Origin of the sequence: Yoonia sp., from assembly GCF_042093035.1 — a bacterium.
In the GTDB taxonomy this organism is placed as follows: domain Bacteria; phylum Pseudomonadota; class Alphaproteobacteria; order Rhodobacterales; family Rhodobacteraceae; genus Yoonia.
In genome coordinates, this window is record NZ_JBELFI010000006.1 from 7,445 (window position 1) to 20,362 (window position 12,918).

At 59.0% G+C, this 12,918-nt stretch carries 12 protein-coding genes; 5 read left to right on the forward strand and 7 right to left on the reverse strand.

Going from position 1 to position 12,918, the window contains the following annotated elements:
- Window positions 1-787 (forward strand): carotenoid 1,2-hydratase (crtC, locus tag ACFDSS_RS01885; protein WP_375254059.1); only part of this gene is annotated, 787 nt, incomplete at its 5' end.
- Here the strand turns inward: crtC and ACFDSS_RS01890 are convergent.
- The 5 genes from ACFDSS_RS01890 to ACFDSS_RS01910 all read right to left on the reverse strand — a co-directional run bounded on the left by ACFDSS_RS01890 (window position 771) and on the right by ACFDSS_RS01910 (window position 7,089).
- Window positions 771-1,403 (reverse strand): ATP-binding cassette domain-containing protein, encoded by a 633-nt coding sequence (locus tag ACFDSS_RS01890; RefSeq protein ID WP_375254060.1) that lies wholly within the window; start codon window positions 1,401-1,403, stop codon window positions 771-773. The two genes, crtC and ACFDSS_RS01890, sit on opposite strands and share 17 nt — an antisense overlap.
- The gene (locus tag ACFDSS_RS01895; protein WP_375254061.1) at window positions 1,396-3,090 is read right to left on the reverse strand and encodes an ABC transporter permease; all 1,695 of its coding nucleotides are present in this window, start codon (window positions 3,088-3,090) and stop codon (window positions 1,396-1,398) included. Before ACFDSS_RS01895 ends, ACFDSS_RS01890 begins: the two co-directional genes overlap by 8 nt.
- A 51-nt stretch (window positions 3,091-3,141) precedes the next feature.
- Window positions 3,142-4,341: an ABC transporter substrate-binding protein gene (locus tag ACFDSS_RS01900; RefSeq protein ID WP_375254062.1), complete on the reverse strand. Its 1,200-nt coding sequence runs from the start codon at window positions 4,339-4,341 to the stop codon at window positions 3,142-3,144.
- A 12-nt stretch (window positions 4,342-4,353) separates the two neighbouring features.
- Entirely contained in the window at window positions 4,354-4,962 is a 609-nt protein-coding gene (locus ACFDSS_RS01905; protein ID WP_375254063.1) for a CDP-alcohol phosphatidyltransferase family protein, read from the reverse strand.
- Window positions 4,963-5,082: 120 nt separating this feature from the next.
- On the reverse strand, window positions 5,083-7,089 hold the full coding sequence (locus ACFDSS_RS01910) for a hydantoinase/oxoprolinase N-terminal domain-containing protein (protein WP_375254064.1): 2,007 nt from the start codon (window positions 7,087-7,089) through the stop codon (window positions 5,083-5,085).
- A gap of 170 nt (window positions 7,090-7,259) precedes the next feature.
- Here ACFDSS_RS01910 and ACFDSS_RS01915 point away from each other — a divergent pair, with 170 nt between their 5' ends.
- Window positions 7,260-7,868, forward strand: coding sequence for a class I SAM-dependent methyltransferase (locus tag ACFDSS_RS01915; RefSeq protein ID WP_375254065.1), 609 nt, complete (start codon window positions 7,260-7,262; stop codon window positions 7,866-7,868).
- Here ACFDSS_RS01915 and ACFDSS_RS01920 read toward each other — a convergent pair.
- Window positions 7,861-8,244, reverse strand: a complete 384-nt coding sequence (locus ACFDSS_RS01920) for a GtrA family protein (RefSeq protein WP_375254066.1) — start codon at window positions 8,242-8,244, stop codon at window positions 7,861-7,863. The genes ACFDSS_RS01915 and ACFDSS_RS01920 overlap by 8 nt on opposite strands.
- Window positions 8,241-10,016 (reverse strand): hypothetical protein, encoded by a 1,776-nt coding sequence (locus ACFDSS_RS01925; RefSeq protein WP_375254067.1) that lies wholly within the window; start codon window positions 10,014-10,016, stop codon window positions 8,241-8,243. The genes ACFDSS_RS01920 and ACFDSS_RS01925 overlap by 4 nt, the downstream gene beginning before the upstream one ends.
- 202 nt (window positions 10,017-10,218) lie before the next feature.
- On the opposite strand from ACFDSS_RS01925, the gene ACFDSS_RS01930 reads away from it, so the two are divergent.
- Genes ACFDSS_RS01930 through ACFDSS_RS01940 form a run of 3 tightly spaced genes read left to right on the forward strand, consistent with a single transcriptional unit; the run spans window position 10,219 to window position 12,914 of the window.
- Window positions 10,219-11,385: a glycosyltransferase family 2 protein gene (locus ACFDSS_RS01930; RefSeq protein WP_375254068.1), complete on the forward strand. Its 1,167-nt coding sequence runs from the start codon at window positions 10,219-10,221 to the stop codon at window positions 11,383-11,385.
- 22 nt (window positions 11,386-11,407) lie between these two features.
- Window positions 11,408-12,715 carry an acetylornithine deacetylase/succinyl-diaminopimelate desuccinylase family protein gene (locus tag ACFDSS_RS01935; protein ID WP_375254069.1) on the forward strand — a complete coding sequence of 436 codons (1,308 nt, stop codon included), beginning with the start codon at window positions 11,408-11,410 and terminating at the stop codon, window positions 12,713-12,715.
- 1 nt (window position 12,716) lies between these two features.
- Window positions 12,717-12,914: a hypothetical protein gene (locus ACFDSS_RS01940; protein ID WP_375254070.1), complete on the forward strand. Its 198-nt coding sequence runs from the start codon at window positions 12,717-12,719 to the stop codon at window positions 12,912-12,914.
- Window positions 12,915-12,918: the final 4 nt, after the last annotated feature.

The window sequence follows — 12,918 nt, forward strand, 5'->3', positions numbered from 1 at the left end:
GGCCAATCACTGCTGCATCAATGTCGCGACCTACGGCAATGGCGGGCGGTTCACAATGACGGACCGCGGTCGCGAAGCGCTGAACACGACCGCAGATACGTTCAACGTCGGCCCATCATCCATGCATTGGACTGGCCGTGAACTGGTCATCGACATCAATGAGATCAGCAGCCCGCCCCTCATCAGCCGTGTGCGCGGGCAAATCACGTTGACGCCACGAGCGATGACATCGGTTGAATTGCCGCTCACCCCGGATGGCGCGCATATCTGGCGGCCCTTCGCGCCTTCCTCGGACATCAAAGTCGATCTTGAGGCCAAGGGCTGGCAATGGTCCGGCCACGGGTACTTCGATAGCAATTTTGGAACACGATCGCTGGAGGAGGACTTCAGTTTCTGGACATGGGGCCGCTACCCGACCAAGGCGGGGGCGACCTGCATTTACGACGCCGTCAGACGCGATGGATCAACCTTGGATACGGCGATTGCCTTTGACAGCAATGGCAACGCCCAAACGGTTGATGCGCCGCCACGCACTCGGTTCAAGCGGTCGCTTTGGCAAGTGATGCGGGAAACGCGCGCTGACCCAGGCGTGACGCCCAGGCAAGTCCTTCCAATGCTCGATGCGCCGTTCTATTCACGCTCTGCGGTGCAAACCCAGATTGACGGGGAAGTCGTGACAGGGGTGCATGAGGCGCTTGATCTGGACAGGTTCCGCTCACCGCTGCTGAAACCGATGCTGGCGGTGCGTGTCCCCCGACGCAAAGGCTGGCCTAGCGCAGCTGAATAATCTCGCCGCCCGCCGCCTGCGCGTCGTCCGCGTCATGCGTGACCATCAGCACAGGCAAACCACGGGCCTTTGCACGGTCAAAGACCATGTCACGAACCTGCGCGCGCCGGGCGGCATCAAGCCGCGAAAACGGCTCATCCAGCAACAACGCGCAAGGCTCTGACAAAAGCATCCGCATCAGCGCGATCCGTGTCTTTTGTCCGCCCGAAAGCGTTGCGGGATCACGATCCTCAAAGCCTTCAAGACCGACCTCCGCCATTGCCTCTTTAATCTTGGCCTTCCGTTCGGCCATATTGCCACCGGCTTTCAAACCAAAGGCAAGGTTGGCCCCAACCGACAGATGCGGGAACAACAGATCATCCTGAAACAGAATGCCGACACGCCGCTGATGCGCCGGCGCGTGGGTGATGTCCTGCCCATCCAATGTCACCTGACCGGTCGCCTTGAAATCTGCCGCCAACGTGCCCGTCACAAAAGCAAGAAGCGTCGATTTCCCGACCCCCGACGGTCCCATGACCGTGAGAACCTCACCCGCCGCAATCGCGTGCGAAACCGATAGCAACGGCGCGCCGTCTTTGCTGATTGCAACGTCACGCAGGATCAATCCCCTATCCATGCCGCAGACCTCTTCTATTGCGCCAGACCAATGCCGGGATCAGCAACGCCAAGGCGAAGGGCACCAAGGCCGCCCCCGTCTGCATCAACCCATACACGCCAATCGCGCGCCGGTCACCGCCGGACGCGAGTGCGACCGCCTCCGTCGTGAGGGTCTCGACACGCCCGCCGCCGATCAGAAGTGTCGGCAGATACTGTCCCACAGAGACCGCAAAGCCAACAGCCAGTGCCGTCAACACAGGGCGCAACAACATCGGCAGGCGTACCCGCCACAAAATCCCGTCGGGGCCAGAGCCAAGGGCCGCCGCGACGACAGCCATCCGCCCATCCCATGCACGGAACGGATCCGCCAACGACAAGAATACATATGGCAGTACAAACACCAGATGCGCCATCATAACAGGCAACCGCCCGACATCCGCACCAAGCGTCAACATCAGGGTTTGCAAGCCCGGCAGGAACGCGGTTTGTGGGATCAAAAGCGGCAGATACAACAACCAGACCGCACGTTGGCTGAACGACAGCCCAAAGCGGTATTCGGCTTCCAGACACCCGATCGTCAGGATCAGGGCGACCAATGCTGCGGTGATCGCAATCAGCGCAGTTTCATAGAGCGCCTCAAGTGTGCCGGGGCCAAACCGCATCCAGTTGCGCAATGTAAAGCTGTCCGGCAAGGCATCAGGAAATCCCCAGAACCCTGCAAACGACCAGATCGTCAATACGGCAATCCCGACCAACACCATCAAAGCACAGGCACCACCCGCAAGAAGGGCTCCGGCGGCGACAACCCTATCGGCCTTTCCGCGCCCACCCCCCGCAATCCATTTGCGCGCCAACCGCGCCACGACAACCTCACCCAGTCGCCAAAAGATGAGCGCGGCGACAACGAGCCACAATTGCAAAAGCGCACCTGCCGCACCTTCCAGCCGCATCGCCAGATCAGGGTCAGACATCCACTTCACAATCTGAACCGAGAGAGGCGGCGGCGTATTCGGTCCCAAGATCACGGCCACATCAACTACGGACATGGAGTAAGCCAGCACGACATAGATCGGCGGCCTGACCTGGGCATAGACGCGCGGAAACACGGTCTTGAGCCACCCTGTCACCCGCCCGTAGCCCAGCGCTTGCGCGATCGTCACACTGCGCCGCGCGTCTGCTTGCCCAAGCGCTGCAAGCGTAATCAGCAACAAAAACGGAACTTCCTTGACGATCAGCCCCAGCGTCATCGTCAGTCCCCATGTGTCCTGCACGATCAGCAGGTCCGGCGGGCGCTCCCAACCTGTCAGGCCGGGCGAAATCAGGCGCGACACCCAGCCCGACGGCGCGATCAAAAACGCCAACCCGAAGGCCGCCGCAGCGTGGGGGACGGACAAGAGCGGTGACAGTAGTCTTTCAAGCGCGCGAAAAACCCGTGTGCCGGACCATCCTGCGGTCAGGAGCATCACAATTGCCAGTGAAATGCCGGTCGCCAACAGACCGGTCGTGATCGACAAAAGCACCGCGCGCGGCAGCCCAGCCCAACTGAACAGATATCGGAAAGGATCAAGCGACGGCCCGGTCAGACCTGCCGCTGGCAAGTGCCCGAATGCAGGAAGCAACGTGCCAAAAAGACCTGCGGCCACAGGCCCCAACATCACAAGAAGCGTGATGATCGGCAAAAGGGGAAGCGCGTTGCGGCGGGTCATTTTGTTTGATAACCGCGCGCCTTTTCATACGCACGCGATCGCATGTCTATGTCATTGCGCCACGCCGTAGCGGTCAGCCCAGTCATCCGCCAGACGTGTGGCCCAGCTTGGGTGCGGCTCTGCCTGAACGGTTCCCAACTCAGCCGGAGACAGCGTTGCGACACCAAGCGTCAACATATCGAAACGCGCGCGGTCGGCTGCCGTCAATGCAGCCATATCCAGCACAGTGCCGTAACCCAAAATCTCCGGGTCTTGGGCGCGGGCCTGGGCCTCTGGCGACATCAGGAAGTTGGCGACAACCATCGCGCCCTCGGATGAGCCTGAGTTGTACGGAATTGCCACAAAAGACGCGTTGCCGATGGTGCCTTTATCAAGAACAAAAGTCCGTGCCGTGGGCGGCAACTGGTTGTTTGCAATCGCGGCTGTCGCCTCACCGGGGCTGAACGAAATCGCCAGATCAACTTCACCATCAGCAATCAACTGCAACTGTGCGGGGCCGGTGGCAGGATAGGCACGGCCCTCGCGCCAAAGTGTCGGGGTCAGCGCATCAAGATAGGCCCAAAGCGGGGCGGTGACAGTATCATAAGTGGCATCCGTGGCTGGGTCGGCCAGCACGGATGTATCATCAAGCAGATCGATCAACGCCTGTTTGAGGAACGTCGTGCCCAGAAAATCCGGCGGCTGCGGATAGGTAAAACGCCCGGGGTTCGCGGTGGACCATTCAAGAATGGCCTGCACTGAGCCAAGGGGCTCTGCCAGATCGGCGGTGTCATGGATAAACACAACCTGCGCCATGGCCCAAGGGCTTTCATAACCGTCGGTCGGCACGGTGAAATCGGTTTGCACGGTCTTGCCTGCAACATCGACAACGGCCCAGTTCGGCAATTGCGAGGCATAGGGGCCAAACAGCAGATCAGCCTCTTTCATCGCGGCAAAGTTCGCGCCGTTGATCCAGATCATGTCAATGGCGCCGTCGTCGTTCTGTCCGGCCTGTTTTTCAGCCAGCACACGGGTGACCGCATCGGCAGTATCGGTGAGCTTCACATGCTCAAGCGTGACACCGTAGTCTTCGGCCACGCGGTCACCGACCCATGCGATGAAGGCGTTCGTTGTTGTCGAACCACCCCATGCATTCCAATACACCGTTTGTCCATCGGCGGCGGCAACAACCGCGTCCCAATTCGCGGGATCAGTGTCGGCCAAGGCGGGCAACGGGGTCAGAAGTGCGGCCAAAACAGCAAGATGTTTCATCGGTAAAATCCTTTACGAAGAGAAGATTTGTTTCGCGGCATAAATCCGCAGCGCGGCAGTCAAAAAGCACAAAGCGCCAAACGCCCATGCCAGTGGCGGGAAGTAGGTGGGCAGCAGGCAAAGGATCACGAAAAACACGATGGTTTCGGTGCCTTCCAGAATTCCGTTGGAGTAATAGAGCGATTTCTGGCCCTGCGCGTCGGTCTTGTGACCGTGTTTTTCAGCCAATATCGCATAGCCTAGAAAGCTGGTGCCATTGAAGTAAAACGCCGCGAGCAGGAACGCGCCTGCGGCCCCGTTTGTGGCAGGATCAGACAGAACGAATGCCATCGGGATCATGCCGTAGAAAAGAAAATCCGCCGCGATATCCAGATAGCCGCCAAAGTCCGTCTTGCGCGTGGCGCGCGCAACGGCACCATCCAATCCATCCGCAATCCGGCTTGCCAAAAGCGGCACCAGCGCCAGACCCGCGGCACCCAACGCAATGAGCAGCGCAGCCAGCAACCCCAAACCCAGCCCGACCAGTGTCATCCAATTGGCCGTGACGCCACGCGCTGCCAACCCGGAGCCGATACGGTTCAGAGGCGGATCAATGATTTGGCGTGCATAGCGGTCAAGCATGGGTCAGGTTCCAGAGTGGGAACCTTGTGGCGCATGCCGCGGGTTGACGCAATCAACCTGACGGGAAAGTGAGAGAAGGCGAGGGCTTTGACACAATTGCCGTTCCACCGATCATTTGCCTCACCCAGCACGCGCGATGCGCGGCCGTCCGCTGGCCTCGACCCGCAGTGTTGCCTCAATGAACATTACACGGTTTTCAATCTCAGCCTGCGAGATATCGCGGCTCACGCTGAACCGGACCTCCTCAACGCCAGAGGCGCGCGCGGCGACTTCGGCTTCTGCGTGCAAAGCGGCCTCCAATACGTCCAACGCCTGATCGCGATCCGCAAACACCTTCGGGCCATCCGGCAAATGGACGGCAAAAGCCCCCTCGCCTGCGCTGGTCACCGTACCAGTGGCGTGGACCCGTACCTGCCCGACAACCGCCCCGATCGCGTTTGCGACACCGCCATGCGCTGGTAGCACCATGCGGGTCCCCAACCGCTCTCCGACCGCACCGTAGTAGGTCGCAGCCGAGGCCCCCAATCCGATCACCGGCACGCCCAGCGACATTTGGATTTTGACAACGCCACGATGCTGTTCAAGCCCCGCATTGGTCAACTCATGCTGGGCAAGTGCCGCTGGATCAGACCACGCCCGATCATCCTCCGCGAAGCCCGCTTGCAGCAGACAATCCGCCGTTTGCGCGGTCAACTGGTCGATAATCTGGGTCGCCAGCCCGCTTGCATTGACGGCCAACGGCGTCCCCGCGCCAATCCGACGCCGTGCAAACAGCGTCAGCGCCTTTTCCGCCGCCTCTGCATCCCAAGCGGCGACCAGCCCCAGAGTATGCGCTGCATCCGAAGGCGTCGCACCCGCCAGAATGACCAGGCCACGCCCAACCAACCGCGCCAAAGCCGGGCTTTCCATCCGAGATTGGACGGCATGGCCCAACCGCAAAGGACCGCCCGCCAACCGATCCACAATCGTCTGTTCGCGCGCGTCCAAACCTGCTGGCGCGTCAGACCAGAGCGGGATCGCAAACTGACCGCCATCGGAGGCAGGCACATCCTGGGCCAAGGCACGATCAAGGGCGCCATGCACGAGCAGAGGATGATGCTTGGCCGCCAGCGAAATCGGCATCAGGCGGCGCGGACCAAGCCACAACCCGCCAACCAAACCCTCGCGCACATGGACTTCGCTATCACCGCCAAGACCCCAGGTGCGCATTGCAACCGCCTCTACCATGGTGCGAAACGGCCCCACCCTTGCGCCCTGCGGATCAATCTTGGGTCGCCCATCGCGTAGCAAACAAATATCCGTCGTCGTGCCCCCGATATCACTGACCAGCGCATCGGTTTCACCACTGAGCCAACTTGCGCCAGCGATCGAGGCGGCAGGCCCGCTCAGGATCGTCTCAATCGGTTTCTCACGCGCTACATTTGCAGATACCAAGGCCCCGTCACCGCGGACCACCATCAGGCGCGCGGTAATTCCCAAAGCTTCCAAATGGCCTTCGCATGCCGTAATCAGACGATCAAGCATTCCAATCAGCCGCGCATTCAGGATCGCCGTCAAAGCGCGCTTTGGCCCGCCAAGCGCTTGGCTCAGCTCATGCGAACAACTGACGGGCTTGCCTGTCAGGTCGCGGATCAGGTCGCGTGCCGCAATCTCATGGGTAGGATTTCGGGTTGCAAAACTGGCAGCGACAGAAAATCCCGTGATCCCGTCATCAACCCGCGCCAACGCCAAGCGCAGGGTCGCGAAATCAAGCTGCGTGACTTCGCCGCCCGCGTGGTTGTGCCCACCTGCAAGACGAATGACCGGGTCACCGCGCAGGGCCTCCGTCAATCCGGCGCGCTTGAGATCACCGTCATCGAAACCTATCGCCACAAATGCGATCCGCCCACCCTGCCCCTCGACCAGCGCATTGGTGGCCAGCGTTGTGGAAAGGGAAACCATCGCGACTTGGCGCGGATCAACGCCAGCGTCAGCGATCGCGGCATCAATCGCAGCGCCAACGCCAATCGCAAGGTCAGGCCGCGATGTCAGCGCCTTGGCAGAGCCGATAACCGCGTCTGCGGCCTCGTCAACGATGACCGCATCGGTATAGGTTCCGCCGGTATCAACGCCTAAAAGGTATGCCATTGCCAGTCATCCACGATTTCACTGGCGTCAGATAAGGCTCCAAAGATGTGAAAATGCAACGTCAATTCAACACAGTTCGGTCAAATCAGCGACCGATTGCACGGGCAACCTTTACGGCGACGGGAAGTTTTATCACTGTGCCCATGAAAATTGGCGCGAAAGGGCGCGGAATGCTTAAAAAATCAATTGGTCAGGCCCACGAAAAACTGGTCTTTAACCGCCGTGTGCGCGTGCTTGTTGAAGAAATTGGCGCGATGCTGCCGGCCGACGCGCAGATGCTTGATATCGGCACCGGCGATGGCCAGATCGCAAAAATGATTGGCGCACGCCAAACCGGGACGACGGTGCAGGGCATCGACATCATGCTGCGCGAAAAGATCCATATTCCCGTGACACTGTTTGATGGGAAAACCATTCCGATGCAGGACAACAGCGTCGACGTGGTCACATTTGTCGATGTGCTGCACCACACCGACGAGCCGCAAATCCTGATTAGCGAGGCCGCACGGGTTGCCCGCAAAACTGTTATCATCAAGGATCACCTGAGCGAAAACGCGCTCGATCAAGCGACTTTACGCCTGATGGATTGGGTCGGCAACGCGCCGCATGGAGTGGTTCTGCCCTATAACTACGCGCCACGCGCGGATTGGGACATGTGGTTTAACGCTGCCGGTTTGGCGACAGATGCGTTCAAAACCGATATTCCGCTTTATCCTGCGCCGCTTTCGTGGGTGTTTGGCAGGAAGCTGCACTTTATCGCGCGCCTGAACCCTACCTGAAGATCACGAAGCGGCAGATCAGATAGCTCAGCACCGCCGCAGTGCCCGCCGTGACAAGATACAGACCTGTATCCAATATCAGGTTCATCGTGACGTACCGGCTGGTAAAGGTCGCAACAAACACAAGACTTGCGACTTGCGTCGCGGTATAAAGAAATAGGGCTGACCGCCCCGTGCCGCGGGCCTGAAATGCAAAGTTCTTCTGGGCCGCAAACGCAAGCGGAATGCATATAAGATAGACCACGATGCTGGTTATCAATGGCGGGCTACCAGCCAGATTGATGAGCCCCGCCGTCACAATCGCATACCCGGCGGAAAAGCTCCCCCCCACGAGGATAAAACGCGCGAAGGCGCTCAGGTGGCTCGGCTTGCTCATTGAGGCAGAATCTCAAAAAGGAGCAGCGAGTCGTTGTCGAGCAGCACAGGTCTGAGCCAATCCACCTCTGCGCCAGCGGCGAGACCGGTTGCGAAGGCCCCATCATACCGTTGATCGCGGCAAAGCAGAAGGTGCGAGGCGCCCGATGCGCGCAGATAGTTTGCCATCTCATCCTCCTGCATACCGAAAGGAATTATTCCGTTCGACAAGGCGGCAGCACTCCGGTGATAGGGCGCTGAAAGCGCATCGTGCCGAGTTGCCCAAAGCAAGAGCGCACCCATATTGCCATGCGACAGGATTTGCGCTGGCGGGATTTCGTTGAGGCTTTGCAATGCCGCGTATGTCCGGCAATTCGCAGGTGTTCCACCGCCGCTGCGGTCTTTTTGCGGGATCACCGACTGCAATCCGACAGCAAGCAGGGTTGGGGCGACAAAGACAATTATCACCGCAAACATCAGCACTGCGCGCATCGCGTCGCGACTGGCAAGATAGCGTGTCACCAAAAAGGACATGACCGCACCACCGATCATCGGCACAACGGAAGCCACCATGATGACCGTTCGCATTTGGTAGAACACCAGCGCCAGGCCGAATGCACAGAAAACCAAAAGGGCTGTCAGGGCCCGCGATTGGTCAACATCCAAGACCTGCCATTGTGCCCACAAATAGCCGCCGCCCAATAACAGCGCCGCAATCACCGGGAGCAAGAAAATGAAGGCGGGCAAGGCATTGTATTGCGCATAGGCAATCGCCGGAAGCGCCTCGACAATGCTGGTGCTGATGTAGTCTTGCAGCTCTTGCGAGAGGTTGGCGTAAGGGCCATCCAGACAAGGGCCGAAAAGCGGCCAGATCACGGCAAGGCCAACAAGGGCCAGCGCGGTGGTCGCGCCAAGCAAGACAAACGGCTTCGGCGTCGGGCGCAACACGATAAGCGGCAGCGCCGCCGCCAAAGCGCCGACGGCAATCAAGCTCAGGATCGGGGTGCCGAGTTCGTCACAGACGGGCACAAGGCGCGTGGCGGGCGCCGCTTGCCCTAACCAAAACACGACACTGCCACCCATCAGGGTTGTGCAAAATGCGAACAGCCGCGCGCGATGCAACCCAAATGCCGCCTGGGTCACAAGGATGAGGCCCGCCACAACGATGAAGACAAGGTTCTCAAGACCAACGGCAAGCGAGAATGCGGCCGCCAGCCCTGCGACAATACCGGAGCGGCGCTCAGTTCCGGGCCAGATAACGCCGAAGACGACAAGCCCGACAAGCAGGAATTGGACGTTGTGGTGGTCAAAATTCCCCGGCGCCGCATGCACATCTGCCGTAAGCGGCCAGAACACCATGGAAAGTATTGCAAAACAGGCGGCCTGTGCCCCAAAAATCCTGCGGGTGCCCAACGCGACAATCAGCAGCGCAACCAGCAGGATCACTGTGGGCCAGACGGCGGCCGCGATCTGCTCTGCAAGCTCCATTTCAAAAACCCAGGAGAGCGGCAGGATCACGGCGGCAATACCGGCATCAATGTAGCGGGACCAATGCAGCGACAACCCTTCCGGCGGCAACATCCGGTATTGCACCATATCAAACCAGGATTGCCCCGCGATCAGGTCACGGACGACAACAAGACGCATGATATCGTCGCTGCCCATCGTCGCAAAATTTTCCTGCAAACCGGATCCAAGATAGATGGCCTTGCCCAGAACAAGAAGCGTGGCGCCGGCAAGCGTGAGCCAGAACAACTGTTCTCGACCAATTTTCAGGGCGGGTCCTTCACGCATGATGTGGGCTACCTCGGCTGTGTTGTCACTGCGGGATACCATTTGGGACAAGGCTGCAACACCAGAGGTTTTGTCGGATCACCCGTGATCCCAAAAACTGTTGCACAATGGTCGCGACACGCTCAATGTAGCCCGAAATTCAAACCGCCGTGCGCGACACGATCAACGTCCTGCGCTCTGTGCGATAGATTCACGGATAGATATGACAGAATTGACCATCCTGATGCCCTGCCTGAATGAGGCGGAGACGCTCGAAATCTGCATTGTCAAAGCACAGGACTATCTGAAGAAAAGCGGCATAGACGGGGAAGTCCTAATCGCGGACAACGGCTCTGACGATGGCAGCCAGGATATTGCGCGCCGACTGGGGGCGCGGGTCGTGGATGTGCCTGTCAAAGGATACGGGGCCGCACTTGGCGCCGGGATCGCTGCTGCCAAGGGCACATATGTCATCATGGGCGACAGCGATGATTCCTATGATTTCTCAAACCTTGACCCGTTTGTGGAGGAGTTGCGCAAGGGGGCCGATCTGGTGATGGGCAACCGCTTCAAAGGGGGAATTGCGAAAAACGCGATGCCTGCGCTGCACCGGTATTTGGGCAATCCGGTACTATCGATGATCGGCAGGATTTTCTACCGCACGCCGATCGGCGACTTTCATTGCGGGCTGCGGGGCTTCAACCGTGCATCAATTCAAGGACTGCATCTGAATACACCGGGAATGGAATTCGCGTCTGAGATGGTGATCCGCTCGACGCTTTTCGGATTGGATATCAGGGAAGTGCCCACAACCCTGAAACCGGATGGCCGCACACGGCCGCCGCATCTGCGCAGTTGGCGGGACGGGTGGTTGCATTTGAAGCTGCTGTTCACTTTCGCACCTTATTGGCTGTTCTATTACCCTGGCATGACCCTCTTTGGGTTTGGGGTCATCAGCTTTGTCGCGCTGTTATTTGGGCCGGTCGCGATTGGCGGGGTCACCTTTGACGTAGCCAGCCTCATTCTTGCCAGCGCGCTTGTGCTGACGGGCTTTCAGATGGTGTGCTTCTATGCGCTTTCGCGCTTGTTTGCTGTCAGATTTAACCTGCTACCGACCTCCGATAGATTCGAAAGTCTGCGCAGCCGGATCACAGTCGATAACGCCTGCATCCTTGGAGGGGTACTCCTGTTGGTGGCCCTATTTGCAACGCTTGCCGGTGTCTTTAGCTGGGGTGCCACAGGTTTCGGAGACCTCGACCCAAGTGCGATTGTGCGTCCCGCAGCGCTGGCCGTGGTCTGCGCCTCATTGGGGGTACAAGCGATAACCACCGGATTCTTGTCGTCCATGCTGCAACAACCGATCAGGCCCGGCGTCGGATCAACGGACTAGGGCTATTGCGGCTTGCCGACCCATGTCCGATAGTCCGGGCATGGATGAAAACACCGCCCTCTCCCAAGCCATCACCGCGCGCCGCGATGATCTGATTGCGCTGACCCAAGACCTGATCCGCATTCCGACGTTGAACCCACCGGGCAGCAATTACCGCGAGATTTGCGAATATCTCGACGTGCGACTGCGGATATCCGGGTTCGAAACCGAACTGATCCGCGCGCATGGCACCCCCGGCGACAGTGAAAAATATCCCCGTTGGAATATCGTGGCCCGCCGCACGGGCAGGCAAGATGGTGATTGTGTGCATTTCAACAGTCACACCGATGTCGTCGAAGTTGGCAACGGCTGGACCAAACACCCCTTTGGCGGTGAGCTGGCTGACGGCAGGATCTACGGGCGCGGCGCGTGCGACATGAAAGGCGGGCTTGCCGCGTCGATCATTGCCGCCGAAGCCTTCATCGCCACGCATCCTGATTTTGCAGGGGCGATCGAAATATCCGGCACGGCAGACGAGGAATCAGGCGGATACGGCGGTGTCGCCTATCTGGCGGAGCAGGGTTATTTTGACCCCAGGCGGGTGCAGCATGTGATTATTCCCGAACCTTTGAACAAGGACCGCGTTTGTCTGGGGCATCGCGGTGGCTGGTGGGCGGAAATTGAGACGTTCGGCGAAATCGCGCATGGCTCCATGCCGTTTCTGGGCGACTGTGCGGTGCGGCATATGGGTGCTGTCCTGACCGCATTTGAAGACAAGCTTTACCCCGCAATGGCCGCGCGCAGGACAGATATGCCTGTTGTCCCCGAAGGCGCGCGATCTTCAACGATGAACATCAACTCGATCCATGGCGGCCAGCCTGAGCAGGATGAGGATTACACCGGTCTGCCCGCCCATTGCGTCCCAGACAGCTGTCGGATCGTGATCGACCGTCGCTTTTTGGCAGAGGAAAATATCGACGATGTGCGCGGGGAAGTGAAAGCATTGCTTGACGATCTCAAAGCCAACCGCGACCGCTTTGACTATGACCTGCGTGAAATCAATGTGGTCCTGCCCAGCATGACCGACCGCGCGGCACCCGTTGTGCAGATCGTTGCCGCCGAAATCGAAAGAGTGCTTGGCGAACCGGCTGAGTTCGTCGCCTCCCCCGGCACTTATGACCAAAAACACATCGACCGGATCGGAAAATTGAAGAATTGCATCGCCTATGGGCCGGGCATTCTGGAATTGGCGCATAAGCCGGATGAATATGTCGGCGTGGATGATATGATCGACAGTGCGCAGGTTATGGCGGGCGCGTTGAAGAAAATCCTGAAGGTTGATAGGCCGTGACATGAGAGGCATCATTGCGAAAGTCTTGCGCACGGCAACTGAGTGGGTCGCGCTCATCTGTGTGTCGCTTCTGATGATGTTTCCCGGGTCGATGATATTTTCGTTCACGTTCCCTGAAATCTTGCTGCCAATCGCCGTTTTCGTGCTGCTCTACACTTTGTTTTATTGGCTGTTGAGCTTGCTATTCAAAGAAACCTGAGACT